The sequence below is a fragment of the Streptomyces mayonensis genome (genome assembly GCF_018982965.1).
Lineage (GTDB): Bacteria > Actinomycetota > Actinomycetes > Streptomycetales > Streptomycetaceae > Streptomyces > Streptomyces mayonensis.
The window spans coordinates 110,232-125,331 of sequence record NZ_JACBYP010000008.1; the positions used below are offsets into that span (position 1 = coordinate 110,232).

Below are 15,100 nucleotides of genomic sequence, written 5' to 3' on the forward strand. Positions count from 1 at the left end.
GCGCCCGGCTCTACACCTCCGGGACGGGGGACACCGGCCGGGCGCCGCAGGGGCTCACCCTCCCCCGAGCACCGCAGGGACTGCCCCTCCCCCGCCGGGCCGCCGCTGCCGGTTCGGACGGTGCCGGTTCGGACGGTGCCGGTGCTGCCGCCGGGGCCGGCCTCCTGCGCGTCGAGCGCCGGTGGGGCGCCTTCCAGGCCGGCTACCGGCCCACGATGCCTTCGACCATGCTCATCAGACGCTCTCCCGCCCGGTCGATGCTGCCGTTCTGCGTACTGACCTGTGCGCCCTCCAGGACGAACGTGATCTGTGCCGCGGCCTGTTCGGGGTCGGGCAGTGCGGCCCGTACGCACATGCCGGTCAGCCTGCGGGTCTGCCGGGCCTTGTGCTCCTCGATCACCTGCCGGGCGGGGTGGGAGCGGTCGGGCAGTTCGGCCAGCGAGTTGATGAAGGGGCAGCCGCGGTGCGAGATCGCCGGCAGCCCTTCGGCGATGAAGCGCGCCAGGCCGAGGATCTGCTCCCGGGGGCGGTCCGGGAAGTCGGCCTCGACACGGTCGAAGGCGGCCTGGTAGTCGGCGGCGACGATCCGCAGCCACTCGGCGACGAGGGCGTCCTTGGTCCCGAAGTGCCGGTAGATCGCCATTTTCGTGGTCCCGGCCCGCTCGGCGATCGCCTGGACGCCCACCCGCCGGATCCCCTCGGTCTGGAAGAGCTCTTCGGCCGCGTCGAGGACGCGCTCGCGGGGCGGCAGCTTGGCCACCCTGCTCGGCCTTCTGGCGGGCGCTGTCATGACTCCTCCGTGACGTGCCGATCCGCGGCGTCCGGTGGACCGGGGCGCCTGCACTGCTGCTACGGTACCAGTCCGTCCCAGACGATACCGTCCGGTATCACATGGGACCTTAAGGTATCCCCCAGTGATGCCGTTGTCCCCGTTCCTGAGGAGTGACAGTGGATCTGACCGAGTACGTACGCCACGACGGAGTCGGCCTGGCCCGGCTGATGGCCGACGGCGAGGTGACCCCGGCGGAGGTGGAGGCGGCCGCGCGCGAGGCCGCGGAGGAGGTCGGCGGGCGGGTCGGCGCCGTCGTGGAGACCTGGCCGGCCGACGACGTGCCCGTGCCCGGCAGCTCGCCACTGGCCGGGGTGCCCTTCCTGGTCAAGGACATAGGAACGACCGTGGCCGGGCGGCGGACGGAGCTGGGCAGCCGGCTCGCGGCCGGCCATGTGGCCCCGGCCGACTCCTTCCTGACGCGGCGCCTGCGCCGCGGCGGCCTCGTGACGTTCGGGCGCACGGCGACGCCGGAGCTGGCCTACAGCATCACCACGGAGCCGGTGCTGTACGGTCCGGTCCGCAACCCCTGGGACCCGGCGCGCAGCGCGGGCGGATCCAGTGGGGGCGCGGGCGCGGCCGTCGCCGCCGGGGTGGTCCCGCTCGCCCATGCAACCGACGCCGCAGGCTCGCTGCGCATCCCCGCCTCCTGCAACGGGCTCTTCGGGCTGAAGCCCAGCCGCGGCCGCGTCTCGATGGGCCCCGACGCGGACGAGGTCTTCAGCGGCCTCGCCGTGCAGGGCTGCGTCAGCCGTACCGTGCGCGACAGCGCCGCGCTGCTCGACCTCGTCTGCGGCCCCGAGCCGGGCGATCCGCACACGGCGCCGCGGCCCTTCCGTCCCTTTCTCGAGGAGGTCACCCGCCCTGCGGGCACGCTGCGCGTCGGCGTCCTCGCCGGGGCCTGGGGCGGGCGCCGCACCAGCGCCCCCGTGGCCGACGCCCTGACCCGTACCGTGCGGCTGCTCGAATCCCTGGGTCACCGGGTGGAGGAGACACCCGTCGGCCTCGGTACCGACTGGGAGGGCTTCGTACGGGCCTGTGCCCGCGTGTTCACCGCGAACCTCGCCGCCACGGTCGACGCGCTGGCCACCGCCCTGGGCCGCCCCGTCGACTCCTCCACCCTGGAGGCACCGACCCTGGCCGCGTACCACTACGGGCAGGGGGTGACCGGGCCCCGGCTCCTGGCCGCGCTCACCGTGCGCAACACCGTCGCCCGCAGCCTCGCGGAGTACTTCGACACCTACGACGTGCTGCTCACCCCGACGCTGCCGGAGCTGCCGATGCCCCTGGGGACGTACACCGAGGGCGGAGAGGCGCTGGACGGCGCCGGCTGGATCGAGCGCCTCCTCGACCGGGCACCGTTCACCACGGTGTTCAACGTGGCGGGTACCCCGGCCATGTCCGTGCCGGTGACCGCCGACGCGGAGACGGGGCTGCCGGCGGGCATGCAGTTCGCGGCGGGCTACGGGCGCGAGGACCTCCTCTTCCGCCTCGCCGGCCAGCTCGAGCGCGCGCTCCCTTGGACGGGCCGCACACCCGTCGTGCGGGCCGGTGCCGACGCCGGCCGGTAGGGCGCGCCCGCGGTGCGGCGCGGGAGCAGCAAGGGGGTGGCCAGCAGGAGGACACCGGCCAGTCCGACGGCCGTGCGCGGGCCGAGCAGGCCACCGAGTACGCCCCAGGCGGCCGTCAGGACGGCGGTCGACGCCTTGGTCGTCACCGACCAGGCCGTCAGCGTGCGGACGACCCGGTCGGCCGGGGTGCGCCGGAGCCGGTAGGTGGCGTGCACCGGGTTGAAGACCGCGCAGCAGAAGATCAGCCCGAGTTCGACGCCCATCACCAGCAGCAGGCCGCCGGTGCCGGGCCCCACGAAGGCCAGCCCCACGGGCCAGACCGCGCGCAGGGCTCCGGACGCGATCAGCACCCGGTGCTGCCCGAACCGGGTCACGAGCGGGGTGGCCAGCCGTGAGCCGAGCAGTCCGGCGAGGGAGGGCGCGGCGAAGGCGAGCCCGTACTGCCACGGCGCGAACCCGAGCCGCCCCAGCATCAGCACCGCAAGGAGGGGCGTGGTCGCCATCAACAGGCCGTTGAACAGGGTGGTGTTGAGGAAGAGGGGGCGCAGCCCGGGGTCGGCGAACAGGTGCCGCCAGCCGTCGAGCAGGTCCCCGGCCCGTATGCGCCCGCCCTTACGGCGACCGGGCGGCGGCTCCGGCTCCTCGCCGTCCGTCGTCCGGATGGCGAGGGCCGAGAGCAGGTGGCTGAACGCGTCGGCCACCACCGTCGCCACCGGCCCCAGCAGCCCCACCGCCGCGCCGCCCAGTGGCGGTCCGACGACCGTGGTCGTCCAGGTGGTGGCCTCGAAGCGGGAGTTGGCGACGAGCAGTTCCTCGGCCGGCAGCAGCATCTTCAGATACGCGCCGGACGCTGCGCGGAAGGCGATGTCGCAGGCGGCCACGGCGACCGACACGAACAGGAGTTGTACGAGGGTGAGCGCGTCCAGCGCGTAGGCGACGGGAATGGTCAGCAGCGCCACGAAGCGCACCAGGTCCATCCCGACGAGCACCCGGCGCTTGCTGCGGAACTCCACCCAGGGACCGAGCGGCACCGCCACGGCCGCGCCCACCGCCGCCCCCGCGGAGGACAGCGCCGCGACCTCGGCGGGCCCGGCGCCCAGCACCTGGACGGCGATCAGCGGGAACGCCCCGAAGGCCAGCCAGGTACCGAGCGCGCTGGTCGCGTACGCTGCCCAGAGCCGGTCGAAGGACCGCCCCAGGCGGTGCCCGTCCCTCATGTCCGGCCGCCCTCTCGCCCGTACACCCGCACCTCCGGCACGTACACCGGGCCCCTCCGCTCGTACAACCGACTCACGACTCGTACAACCGACGAGCGGGTCGTACGACCTGCGCGCGACTCGTACGACCTGCGCGCGATCCGTACAACCGGTGCGCGACCGCAGTCATCGAAGCGAGCGCGGTGGGCGGAGGTCAAACAACTCCAGCACCGCCGGGACACAACCACTGGTTGTAGCCCTAGGGTGTCGCCATGGACCTCGACACCGTCCGCACCTTCGTCGCCGCCGCCGACGCGGGGCAGTTCCGGGAGGCCGCCGCCGGGCTGGGGGTCACCCAGCAGGCCGTTTCCAAGCGCGTGGCCGCGCTGGAACAGAGCCTGGGTGTACGGCTGTTCGCCCGCACGCCCCGCGGCGCCGAACTCACCATCGACGGCCAGGCATTCCTGCCCCATGCCCGGGAGTTGCTGCGCGCCGCCGAGCGCGCGGTCGCTTCCGTGCGGGCCGGCCGCCGTCCGCTGCGCGTCGACGTGATCGCCTCGCGCGGTGCGGCGACGGGGCTGATGCGCGACTTCCACCGTGCGTACCCCGGGACCGACCTCGACGTGGTGATGCTCTTCGGCATCGAGACGGCGCTGGCCGCCCTCCGGTCCGGCACGGTCGACGCCTCCTTCCGGGCCGTCGCCATGCCGGGCCGGCCGCTGCCCGAGGACATCGAGTCCGTCAGGGTGCTGGACGAGCCGCTCCAGCTCCTCACCGGCCCCGGCCACGCGCTGGCGTCCGCCCGGTCGGTGACCGTCGCCCAGTTGGTCGGGCACCGGATCTGGATGCCCGGCATCGCACCGGGGACCGAGTGGGGCGCGTACTACGAGGACCTCGTCGCCGAGTTCGGCCTCACCGTCGAGGCGACGGGGCCCAACTTCGGTTCGGACGTGCTCATCGACACGGTCGCCGACACCCCCGCCCTGGCCACGTTCATGAGCGAGCGGACCCGGCTCGTCTGGCCCGCCGGTCACGGGCTGCGCCGCATTCCGGTGACGGACCCGACGCCCGTCTATCCGCACTCGCTCCTGTGGCACCGCGACAATCCGCACCCCGCGCTGGCCACGCTCCGTGCCCACCTGGCCGCCGCCGGCGCCGGGCACGACGCGGCCGGGACCTGGCGGCCGGGCTGGGTGCTTCCGCGCTGAACGCCGCCGGTCGCCGCCGGTACTCGCCGGTCGCCGCTTCCCGGCGCCGTCGCGGTGCCCCGGGCCGGGCCGGGTCGCGCCCGCAGGTACCGGGTAGGTACCATGCGCGTATGCCATCGCTCAATGTGACCTTCACCGAGGAAGAGATGGAAGGCGTGCGCGCGGCCGCGGCGGCCGAGGGCAAGAGCCTCAAGCAGTACATGCACGACCTCGGTGTCCGTGAGATGCAGCGCAAGCGGTTCGTCGCCGGCGCCGCCTCCTGGGCGGACAGGCTGCGCGCCGAGTTCGACGAGGCGTTCCCCGACGAGATCCCGCCGTCCCAGCGCGCTGGGGGAGTCAACGCCGCCTGATGAGCGAGCCACTGCACGTCGACGTCCCCTGGCTCCTCGACGTCCAGGACGCCGCCCTGGGCACCGAGGACGTGTCGGTCACCGACTACTCGGCGCTCGTGGCGGCCGTCGCACGGCACAAGACCCGTCTGCCGACGCTCGCCGCGTCCAACCCCGACCCCGCGTGGCGGGCGGCCGCCCTGCTGCACACCGTCGTCCGCCTCGAACCGCTCCCCCACCGCAACAGCCTGTTCGCCGCCTTCGTCACCGGCCAGTACATGGACCAGTCCGGCGAGGGGATCGACCCGCCCTACGGGGCGTTGTCCGAGCTGATCCGGAAGGTCCGTGAGACCGGGCTGAGCATCTACGCCGTCGCCGACGTGCTCCGTTCCTGGCGGATCTGACACGCTTTCGCCGGTCACCGCGGCCGCCGGCGGACCGCGGTCCCGTCGCTCCTCGGAGAGTGGCGGAAGCAGGAGGCGGCGACCACCAGGGGCCACAGCGACTGGGCGGCCGTCACGACGCGTTCGACGACGCCTGCGTCCCCGTGCCTGCTCATCGCGACCAGGAACCACGCCCCGCCGGCGGCCATCAGAGCCGTCGCCGCGAGCGAGGGCGCGAGCCGCAGGGCCCAGGGGGCCGCGCAGCCGCCGTTGACGGCGAGGACCGGCCACACGGCCAGGAGCGTGAACCCGACCACCGTCACGGCGCCGTGGCGCAGCGAGCCCCCGCTGCTCGGCGCGGGCAGCACCGCCACGGCCAGCGCCGCGAGACCGCCGCCCGCCAGTGCGACACGGCCGGCGGTGGCGGCGGCCCGCAGCCCCCAGGCGGTCAGCAGGTGGCAGACGCCCAGCGCGACGAACGCCAGTGTCATCACCCAGAAACCGGGAGCCCCGTACGACCCCAGGACGCTGATGGTCTGGGTCACGGGATCGTAGGACGGCCCTTCGAACAGGGCCGCACCCGTCCAGCCGCCGACCAGCACGACGGGCGCACAGCCCGACGACAGCAGGACCCATCTGGGGACAAGTCGCATCGGACCACACTAGATCGGCCCGCTGCTTCCTCCGGCCGCCCACACGCGGGGACGTCCGTCGGCGGCTCGCCGAGCAGCGACCGCGGCGTTCCGGGCGAGCGGTACCGACGGCCCCGGCAGGCCGCGCCCGCCGACCGGCCTTCGCGGCCTGCTGCTTCGTCGCTCCCCCTCCCCCGCAGCGGGGACACCGATCGTCCGGCACATCGTGTGCGCGGGCTGGTCTTCGGCGGCGCGGGCAACGATCATGGTGGCAGCGTCCCTCTGGTGCGGAAGGGGGCCACCGAACGCGCGGGAAGCAGAGGGAAGATGTGCTGACGGCAAGGCCCGGCAGCGACGGCGAGGCGGGGCGCCTGCGGCTCGTGGACCCTCCGCCCGGCGCCCCGCCGGGCGCCGGAACAACGGCCGTACGGCGAACTCCCCGGCTCCGCAGGCACGTCCGCGGAGCCGGTGTGGCCGTCGGTGGACACCGGATTCGACGAGCCACGTGTCGGGAGGAGGCCGCGTGACGGACACGGGTGCATGGGCCGGGGACGCGCTGCTGGCCGGGATCGTGCTGCTCGGGGCGTCCGTGCAGTGGCTCACCGGGATGGGGTTCGCGCTCGTGACCGTCCCCGCACTCGTGCTGCTGCTCGGCCCGGCCGACGGTGTCGTGCTCGCCAACTGCGCTTCCGGCGTCATCTGCCTCGTCGGTCTGACGGAGGGCTGGCGCCGGGTACGGGCGGGCGCGATGGTGCCGTTGTGCGTCGCGGCGGCGTGCACGGTCCCGGTCGGCACCTGGCTGACCCGCCGGCTTCCCGAACCCGTTCTGCTGACGGTCATGGGCGCGCTGGTGGCGGTCGCCGTCCTGCTCGTGATGTACGGCGCGCGGGTCCCGGCCCTGCGGGGCACGAAAGGCGCGGTCGCGGCGGGCGCGCTGGGCGGCGTCATGAACTCCTCCGCCGGAGTCGGCGGACCGCCCATGTCCCTGTACGCGGTCAACGCGGGCTGGACGGTCCGGGAGTTCGTGCCGAACGCCCTCTTCTACGGCGTCGTCGTCAACATCTTCTCCGTGGCTTCCAACGGCACGCCCCGGCTCGACGGCGGCCAGTGGACGGGAGTCCTGCTCGCCCTGGCCGTGGGCATGCTGGCCGGCCGGGCGCTGTCGGGACGGCTGTCCGAGCAGCGCGCCAGGTGGCTGGTGCTGGGCCTGGCACTGGCGGGCGGCGTCACGACCCTCGTGAAGGGCGTGTGGGAGTGGTGAGGCAGACGGCCGCCGCCTGACGACGCGCTGCGACGCGGCCGCCGAGCCGTCCGGGGCAAGGGCGCACCGCACCGCCCGGGAGGCACTGCCTGCTCCTGCCTGCTGGCCTGTGAGCCCGCCACGGATGGCGGCGGAGAACGACTCGGCGCGTGTACGGGTCCCGTCCCCCTCCTCCGCGCCTCCTCCCGCACCCGCCCGTCGGACCGGCGGTTCCTGGCGCCGTCCGACCTGTTTACATCGATGTACATCCGGCTCTAACCTGACGCGGATTCCCTCCCCCAGCGTCCTCCCAGGAAGGAAGGCCGTGGTGATCTCCCGCCTGCACCACCTCCTCAGACGTGTTCGCACACGTGCCGCTCTGTACGGTCTGACCGGCGCCCTCTGTGCGGCGCTGGCCGTGCCCGCGGCCGCCGCCACCCTGACGTCCCCCGGCTCCCCGGCACCCGTGGCGGCCGACGCAGCCCCCTCCACCACCGTCGCCGCCCCCTCGGCCACCGCCGCCACCGGAACACCGTTGCGCGACGACACCGGCATGTATCCGCGAGCCGTCCGGCTCGAGCACAACGGCGCAGCCGACGGACGCATCCTCGCGAGCGTCGTGACGTTCGACGGCGACAACGGCATCGGCGCCATCCACGAGAGCACCGACTCCGGAGCGACCTTCCGCGAGGTCGGCAGGGTCGCCGACCCGGACTCGGCGGCCGGCCAGGGGCTCTGCTGCGCCACGCTGTTCGAACTGCCCCGGCAGGTGGGCGCGTTGCGGGCCGGCACCCTCCTGTGGGCGTCGTCGGCCGGGCAGAGCGAGCAGGAGCGCAGGATGGCGCTGCGGATCTGGCGCAGCGACGACGTGGGCCGCACCTGGTCCTACCTGTCGTCGTGCGCCGTGGCGAGCGGCACGGACGGCCTGTGGGAGCCGGAGTTCTCGGTCGCCGAGGACGGTGCGCTGGTCTGCCACTACTCCGACGAGACGGACCCCGGGCACAGTCAGAAACTGGTCGCGGCACGCAGCTACGACGGCGTCCACTGGCAGGACCACCACGACACCGTGGCGAGCAGCTGGTCGGAGGACCGGCCGGGGATGCCGGTGGTGCGTGAACTGCCGGACGGCACCTACTTCATGAGCTTCGAGATCTGCAACCCGGGCGGCCAGTACCAGTGCGTGGTGCACTACCGGACCTCGGCGGACGGCTGGAACTGGGGAGACCCCACCTTCCTCGGGTACCGTCCGGAGACCGTGGACGGCAAGTACTTCCGTGCCGCGCCGACGGTCGCCTGGGCGCCGTCGCCGGACGGCGCTCCCAACGGGCGGCTGCTGCTGATCGGCCAGCGGCTCCTCAACAAGGACGGCACGGTCGCGGCGGACAGCGGTCGCACCGTCCTCGCCAACACGGAGGGCGGCAGCGGGCCCTGGTACGAGGTCGAGGCACCGGTGGCGGTTCCGGCGCCGGAGGTGAACCCCTGCGAGAACTACAGCTCGCCGCTGCTGCCGTCGGCCGACGGCCGGACCGTGCTGGAGATCGCCACCGACTACGACGGCTCGGTGTGCAAGGCGTACTTCGCGACGGGGAGCGTCACCGGCAGCGGGGACGCGGCAGGTGTCACCGACGGCGCCCGGTACCGGCTGGTGAACGCGGGCAGCGGGCACTGCCTGGACGTCGCCGCCGACTCGCGGGAGGCCGGGGGCAACGTCCAGCAGTGGACCTGCAACGGGCTCGCCCCGCAGGACTGGACCCTGCGGGCCACCGGCGGCGGCCACTTCACGCTGACCGGCCGCGCCAGCGGCCACTGCCTGGACGTGGAGAACGGTTCCGCGACACCCGGTGCGAACGTCCGGCAGTGGTACTGCAACCAACTGGCCGCGCAGGACTGGCGGCTGGAGAACGTGGGGCGGGGCTACTACCGGCTCGTCGCCCGTTCCAGCGGCCAGTGCCTCGACGTCTCGCAGGGCTCGCGGGAGCCGGGCGCCAACGTCCAGCAGTGGACCTGCAACGGGCTGCAGCCACAGGTATGGCGGCTGCAGCAGGCCTGATGGCGGCTTCAGCAGGCCTGATGTCGCCCGCGGCACTGTGCCGGTGACCGTCGGACTCGCCGGAGAGCAGCACGCGCCGGGCCTCCTCTCGCCGGCCGCGCAGGTCGAGCAGTGGTCCGGCCCGACGGTCGCGGACGCGGGCTTCCGCACGGCGCTGGAGGACCGCCTGCGCCGGTCACGGGCGCTCGCGGCCACGGCCGCGGGAGGAGAACTCTCCGGCGGCCTGCTCTTCGGCCCGGGGACGCGGGCGTACCGCGTCCCCGGGCCGGTCGTCGGCGAGCGGGCGCGCGGCACGGGGGTCGGCCACGCGCTCGTGGACGACGCGAACCGCCGGTGGGTGCGCGGCCCGGCCACCGGCGAGGCGGTCACCTTCGGCGCCGGCCACCCCGGCGCGTCCGCGAGCGGAGCCCGCGCCTCCTACGAGCGCCTCGGCTTCGTCCCGGCGAGGCTGCCGCCCCGGGGCCGGAGGCGGAGGGCGGTTCCCGGCAGGTCTTCCGCCGGACGTTCGGCTGAACCGTGAGGAGAGCCGGAGCGGGAACGCCGGACCGGCGGATCACAGCGGCCGCCCTCAGGCCCCGTCACAGGGGCCGCCGCCGTGCTCGACACGCGCCAGCCAGGCGGTGAGCAGCGTCTCCAGGGCGGCGGCCTCGTCACGGCTCAGGGCGCCCAACAGCCGGTGTTCGTTGCGCATGTGCTCGGTGAAGGCGCGGTCGAAGAGTTCCCTCCCGACCGGGGTCAGCGCGACGACCCGGCCCCGCCCGTCCCCGGTGGCCCGGCGCCGGGTGACCAGACCGGCCCGCTCCAGCCGGTCGATCCGCTTGGTCATCGCCCCCGTGGTGACCATGGTGTGGGCCGCCAGCTCGCCCGGCGCCCGCTCGAAGGGTTCACCGGCCCTGCGCAGGGCCGCCAGGACGTCGAAGTCTCCCTCACCGAGTCCGTGGCGGCGATAGACGACGCACAGCTCCTCGGTGAGCAGCGCGGCCAGCCGGTGCAGCCGGCCGATCACGGCCTGCGGAGCGACGTCGAGGTCGGGCCGCTCCCGCCGCCAGGCGGCCTGGACGGAGGCGATGCGGTCGGGCGCCGGAGGGTCTGCCGGAGTACTGGTGTCTGCCACGACGGCCAATATACCTTCTACGGAAGCTATATTAACTTCCATGGAAGGTAACCTTCGCTGGGCAGCGCTGGCCGCCGTGGCCCCGGTCGCCTGGGGCGCCAACTACTACGTCACCCGGCAGTACCTCCCGGCCGACCAGCCGCTGTGGGGGGCGGCGTTGCGCGCGCTCCCCGCCGGGTGCCTGCTGCTCGTCGCCGCCCGGGAACGGCCGCGAGGCGTGTGGTGGGGCCGCTCGGCGGTCCTCGGCACCCTGAACACCAGCGCCTTCTTCGTGTTCGTCTACGTCGCCTCGCAGACCCTGGCCACGAGCACGGCGTCCATGGTCATGGCCCTGTCGCCGCTGGCCCTGACCCTCGGCGCCTGGGCCCTGCTCGCCGAACGGCCCCGCCCGGCGCATCTGGTGGCGGCGGCGGTCGGACCCGCGGGGGTGGTCCTGATGCTGGGCGGGCCCGGTGCGCAGACGCGACCGGCCGGGATCCTGGCGTCCTTGGCGGCCATGCTCGTCTCCACTGCCGGCTACCTGCTGAGCAAGCGGTGGAACTCCGGCCCGGGCGTCCTGTCCGTCACGGCCTGGCAGCTCACCTGCGGGGGCCTGGTCCTGCTGGTCCCGGCCGCGCTCTCCGAGGGACCGCCGCCTCCGGTCGGCGGTGCCGCGGTCGGGGCGTACGCCTACACCTCGCTGGTGGCGACCGCCCTGGCGTTCCTCGCCTGGTTCACCGGCCTGCGACGCCTGTCCGCGGGGACCGTGGGGCTCCTGGGCCTGCTCAACCCGGTCACCGGGGTCCTGCTCGGCGTCTCCCTCGCCGGCGAGGATCTCGGTCTGCCGCAGGTGTCCGGCATGGCGCTGGTCCTGGCCGCCGTCCTCTGCGGCCGGACGCGGACGCCGGCCGCCACACCCCCGAACAGGAAGGGGAACACGGCGGAGGCCCGCGCGACGGGCCGGCCGGACGGGCCCGCGGACTAATCACATGCCCCGAACGGCGCGAGGAGTTACCGTGGGCGGCATGAACGTCACCGGCCGAAGCATCTTCATGACCGCGCGAGCGACCAGCTCGCCGGTTGCCGCCGCCTGACCTTCTCCCCTCCCCCACCGGCGACCGGAAACGGCCCGCCGGTGGTCGCACGGCTCTCCGCCGCCCCTCGCCTCGTCGCGACGATCGCCCGGTCCCGTTCTCCGGCGCCCGTCCCGCCACGACGCGAAGGAGTCGTCCCTCATGGACACGGAACTGCTGACCCGTACGTTCGTCGAGTACTACGAGGACCGGGGCCACCGCCGGATCACCGGCTCGACCCTGCTGCCCCCGCCCGGCGGCACGGTGTTGTTCACCACCTCCGGCATGCATCCGCTCACCCCCTACCTGGAGGGCCGCCCGCATCCGCTGGGCCGGCGGCTGGTCAACGTGCAGCGGTGTCTGCGCACCACGGACCTCGACGAGGTCGGTGACAGCACCCACCTGACGGTCTTCGAGATGCTCGGCACATGGTCGCTGGGCGACTACGAGGGCCCCCGGAGCCTCGACTGGGGCCACCGGCTGCTCACCGAGGGCCTGGGCGTCGATCCGGGGAGGCTGCACGCCACCGTGTTCGGCGGCGACGACCGGACCGGTCCCGACACCGCCTCGCTGCGGCTGTGGCAGGAGCTCGGCGTGCCCGTGGAGCTGACGGTGGAGGACAACTGGTGGTCCAACGGGCCGGTGGGACCCTGCGGGCCCGACTCGGAGATCTTCCTGTGGACCGGTGACGGCCCTCCGCGCTCGACGCCCACCCGGGACGACCGCTGGGTGGAGGTGTGGAACCACGTGACGATGCGTCACCGGCGCCTGCCCGACGGCAGCCTCGTACCGCTGCCGCAGCGCAACGTCGACACCGGCCTCGGCCTGGAACGCCTCACCGCCCTGCTGCAGGGGAAACCGTCGGTGTTCGAGTGCGACGTCTTCGAACCGTGGCGCCGTCTCGTACCGGGCCTGTGGCCCCTGGACGAACCGTCGCTGCGGCTGGTCGGCGACCACCTGCGCTCGGCCGTCGTGGTCCTCGGCGACGGTGTCCGCCCCGCCGGCACCGGGCGGGGCTATGTGCTGCGGCGCCTGGTGCGGCGGGTGCTCACCGTACTGTGGCGGGACGATCCGTCGCGCGGGCTCGGGGACCTGCCCCTCGAACCGGTCTCGCACACGCTGGACCACTTCCGCCAGGACGACGGTCCCGAGCAGGTGCGCCGGCTGCTCGTGGAGGAGGAGCGCCGGTTCGGCAGGCTCCTGGAACGCGGCCGGCAGGTGCTGGCCCGGCCCCGCTTCCGGGGGCCGCTCGGCGAGGACGACTTCCGGTACCTCCACGACACCCACGGCCTGCCGCGTGATCTGGTGACGGGTCTGCGGGAGGGGTGACGCCGCGCGGCGCACCGGGACACACCGGACACGGGCAGCCATAATCGCCCGGGTGAGCGAGAGCGAGGCCGGCGAGCCGCGGCAGTGGATGACCAGCCGGGGCGGCGCGCGCCGGCGGAACTTCCTGCAGACGGAGACGGGCAGCGCCGCGCTGCTGCTGGCGGCCGTGGTCGCGGCGCTGCTGTGGGCCAACATCGACAGCCACTCCTACGAGGCGCTGTGGCAGACGCGCTTCACGATCGGTCTCGGCGGCCACCAGCTCTCGCTCGACCTGCACGAGTGGGTCAACTCGGGGCTGATGAGTCTGTTCTTCTTCGTCGTCGGGCTCGAGGCGCGGCGCGAGTTCGACATGGGGGAACTGCGGGACCGGCGCTGGGTGGTGCTCAGCGCGGTGGCGGGTCTCGGCAGCATGGTCGTACCGGCGCTGATCTACGTCGCGGTCAACGCCGGGCACGACTCGGTGCACGGCTGGGGCACCGCGATGTCGACCGACACCGCGTTCGCGCTCGGCATCCTGGCCGTCTTCGGCACTCGGCTGCCGGCCTCCCTGCGGGCGCTCATGCTGTCCGTCTCGGTCGTCGACGACCTCGTGGCGCTGCTCGTCATCGCGGTGTTCTACAGCGACCGGATCCGTCTGCCCGCGCTGCTGGTCGCGGTGGGCGCGCTGGTGCTCGTCGTCGTGCTGCGGCTGGCCGGCGTACGGGGCGCGCCGTACTGCGCGGTGCTGTCGGTGGTGGTGTGGGTGGCCCTGCTCGAGGCCGGGGTCGATCCGGTGGTCACGGGCCTGGCCGTGGGCGGGCTGGTCGCCGCGTACCCGGCGCCGCGCGGGGACCTGGAGCGGGCGAGCCGCCTGTTCCGGTTGTTCCGGGAGCAGCCGACACCGGAGCTGCAGCGTTCGGCGGCCCGGGGGCTGGCCTCGGCGATCTCGCCGAACGAGCGGCTGGAGCAGCGGTTCCTGCCGTGGGTGAGTTTCGGCATCGTGCCGCTGTTCGCGATGGCCAACGCGGGGATCGAGCTGAGCGGGGCCCGGCTGGCGGAGGCGTTCGCCTCGCCGGTCACGCTGGGCATCGTGTGCGGCTGTGTGGTGGGCAAGATCGTGGGCATCGTGGGTTCCATGGCCGGGGCGCAGCTGCTGTCGGGCGGACGGCTGCGGCCCAATGTGGGCTGGGGCTCGGTCACCGCCGCCGGAGCGGTCGCGGGGGCCGCCTTCACGGTGTCGCTGCTGATCGCGTCGATCGCCTTCGAGGGCGAGGAGCTGAACCAGGCACGCATCGGCATCCTCGCCACACTGCTCGGTTCCTTCGTGGCCGCCTGGGCGGTGGCCGGGATCGTCGGGCTCCTGCCGGCGGCCCGGCGGGCGCGGGCCCTGCTGGGCTCCGCCGAGCCGCTGACAGACCTGGCGGTGGCCGTAGACGAACGGCACGACCGGGTGCGCGGTCCGGAGGACGCGGCCGTGACCCTGGTCGAGTACGGCGACTTCGAGTGCCCGTACTGCGGCCGCGCGGAGAGCGTGGTGCGGGACCTGCTGGGCAGCGAGACCGACGTGCGCTACGTCTGGCGGCACCTGCCGCTGACGGACGTGCACCCGCGGGCCCAGTCGGCGGCGGAGGCGTCGGAGGCGGCAGCACGGCAGGGAAGGTTCTGGGACATGCACGATCTGCTGCTGGAACGCCAGGACGAGCTGGACGGTCCGGACCTGGTGCGGCACGCACGGGAGATCGGCCTGGACGTGGAGGTGTTCCGCCGGGACCTGGCACGCCGGCGGGGTGTCCGCAGGATCGCCGAGGACGTGGACTCCGCCGACCTCAGCGGGGTGTCGGGCACCCCGACCTTCTTCGTCAACGGCAGGCGCCACCACGGCGCGTACGACATCGACGCCCTGACGCGGGCCGTGGAACAGGCCCGCCGGCGCGTCCTGGCCGGCCGGTCGCCCGGGCGCCGGGGCGTCAGGTTCCGGCCCGGACGCGGCGCGTAGGGCGCCGGCGGCGCTGCACCGCCGCACGGGTCTCGCTTCCAGGGCGGCGGTCGCCGCGTCGTGAGCGCTGGGCGACGCCGGCGAAGAGGCAGTCGACGACGGCGAGTCGGGCGATGCGGCTGACGGTGGCGCCGGACCGGAACGGGGTCTCGCGGGCGCAGGTCACAAGGACCGGGCCGGCGGCCGCGAGAC

14 protein-coding genes and 1 pseudogene are annotated in these 15,100 nt (G+C 74.1%); 10 read left to right on the plus strand and 5 right to left on the minus strand.

The window, feature by feature from the left end; translation table 11 throughout:
- Positions 1–202 precede the first annotated feature (202 nt).
- Entirely contained in the window at positions 203–790 is a 588-nt protein-coding gene (locus HZS56_RS05010; protein ID WP_216719450.1) for a TetR/AcrR family transcriptional regulator, read from the minus strand.
- Between the two features lie 158 nt (positions 791–948).
- Here HZS56_RS05010 and HZS56_RS05015 point away from each other — a divergent pair, with 158 nt between their 5' ends.
- Positions 949–2,400 (plus strand): amidase, encoded by a 1,452-nt coding sequence (locus tag HZS56_RS05015; RefSeq protein WP_308407999.1) that lies wholly within the window; start codon positions 949–951, stop codon positions 2,398–2,400.
- Here HZS56_RS05015 and HZS56_RS05020 read toward each other — a convergent pair.
- Positions 2,292–3,617 (minus strand): MFS transporter, encoded by a 1,326-nt coding sequence (locus HZS56_RS05020; RefSeq protein ID WP_216719451.1) that lies wholly within the window; start codon positions 3,615–3,617, stop codon positions 2,292–2,294. The two genes, HZS56_RS05015 and HZS56_RS05020, sit on opposite strands and share 109 nt — an antisense overlap.
- A 251-nt stretch (positions 3,618–3,868) precedes the next feature.
- Between HZS56_RS05020 and HZS56_RS05025 the strand changes: the two genes are divergently transcribed.
- The 3 genes from HZS56_RS05025 to HZS56_RS05035 all read left to right on the plus strand — a co-directional run bounded on the left by HZS56_RS05025 (position 3,869) and on the right by HZS56_RS05035 (position 5,537).
- Entirely contained in the window at positions 3,869–4,804 is a 936-nt protein-coding gene (locus HZS56_RS05025; protein ID WP_216719452.1) for a LysR family transcriptional regulator, read from the plus strand.
- A gap of 110 nt (positions 4,805–4,914) precedes the next feature.
- Positions 4,915–5,154 carry a hypothetical protein gene (locus HZS56_RS05030; RefSeq protein WP_216719453.1) on the plus strand — a complete coding sequence of 80 codons (240 nt, stop codon included), beginning with the start codon at positions 4,915–4,917 and terminating at the stop codon, positions 5,152–5,154.
- Positions 5,154–5,537, plus strand: coding sequence for a toxin Doc (locus tag HZS56_RS05035; RefSeq protein ID WP_216719454.1), 384 nt, complete (start codon positions 5,154–5,156; stop codon positions 5,535–5,537). Before HZS56_RS05030 ends, HZS56_RS05035 begins: the two co-directional genes overlap by 1 nt.
- Positions 5,538–5,551: 14 nt before the next feature.
- Here the strand turns inward: HZS56_RS05035 and HZS56_RS05040 are convergent, their stop codons facing one another.
- On the minus strand, positions 5,552–6,169 hold the full coding sequence (locus tag HZS56_RS05040) for a DUF998 domain-containing protein (protein WP_216719455.1): 618 nt from the start codon (positions 6,167–6,169) through the stop codon (positions 5,552–5,554).
- A 535-nt stretch (positions 6,170–6,704) separates the two neighbouring features.
- Here HZS56_RS05040 and HZS56_RS05045 point away from each other — a divergent pair.
- The 3 genes from HZS56_RS05045 (at position 6,705) to HZS56_RS05055 (ending at position 9,958) form a co-directional block, all read left to right on the plus strand.
- The gene (locus HZS56_RS05045) at positions 6,705–7,409 is read left to right on the plus strand and encodes a TSUP family transporter (protein WP_301542979.1); all 705 of its coding nucleotides are present in this window, start codon (positions 6,705–6,707) and stop codon (positions 7,407–7,409) included.
- A gap of 307 nt (positions 7,410–7,716) precedes the next feature.
- Positions 7,717–9,438, plus strand: a complete 1,722-nt coding sequence (locus tag HZS56_RS05050) for an RICIN domain-containing protein (RefSeq protein WP_216719472.1) — start codon at positions 7,717–7,719, stop codon at positions 9,436–9,438.
- Between the two features lie 43 nt (positions 9,439–9,481).
- Entirely contained in the window at positions 9,482–9,958 is a 477-nt protein-coding gene (locus HZS56_RS05055) for a GNAT family N-acetyltransferase (protein WP_253913738.1), read from the plus strand.
- A 48-nt stretch (positions 9,959–10,006) separates the two neighbouring features.
- On the opposite strand, the gene HZS56_RS05060 is transcribed toward HZS56_RS05055, so the two are convergent.
- Positions 10,007–10,552, minus strand: coding sequence for a MarR family winged helix-turn-helix transcriptional regulator (locus HZS56_RS05060; protein WP_308408001.1), 546 nt, complete (start codon positions 10,550–10,552; stop codon positions 10,007–10,009).
- A 40-nt stretch (positions 10,553–10,592) separates the two neighbouring features.
- On the opposite strand from HZS56_RS05060, the gene HZS56_RS05065 reads away from it, so the two are divergent.
- The 3 genes from HZS56_RS05065 to nhaA all read left to right on the plus strand — a co-directional run bounded on the left by HZS56_RS05065 (position 10,593) and on the right by nhaA (position 14,908).
- Positions 10,593–11,516 carry a DMT family transporter gene (locus HZS56_RS05065; RefSeq protein ID WP_216719458.1) on the plus strand — a complete coding sequence of 308 codons (924 nt, stop codon included), beginning with the start codon at positions 10,593–10,595 and terminating at the stop codon, positions 11,514–11,516.
- A gap of 250 nt (positions 11,517–11,766) precedes the next feature.
- Positions 11,767–12,933, plus strand: coding sequence for an alanine--tRNA ligase-related protein (locus HZS56_RS05070; protein ID WP_216719459.1), 1,167 nt, complete (start codon positions 11,767–11,769; stop codon positions 12,931–12,933).
- Between the two features lie 88 nt (positions 12,934–13,021).
- Positions 13,022–14,908 (plus strand): Na+/H+ antiporter NhaA, encoded by a 1,887-nt coding sequence (gene nhaA, locus HZS56_RS05075; protein WP_216719473.1) that lies wholly within the window; start codon positions 13,022–13,024, stop codon positions 14,906–14,908.
- Here the strand turns inward: nhaA and HZS56_RS05080 are convergent.
- Positions 14,880–15,100: pseudogene (locus tag HZS56_RS05080) on the minus strand (RpiR family transcriptional regulator); the annotation flags it as partial. The gene nhaA and the pseudogene HZS56_RS05080 sit on opposite strands and share 29 nt — an antisense overlap.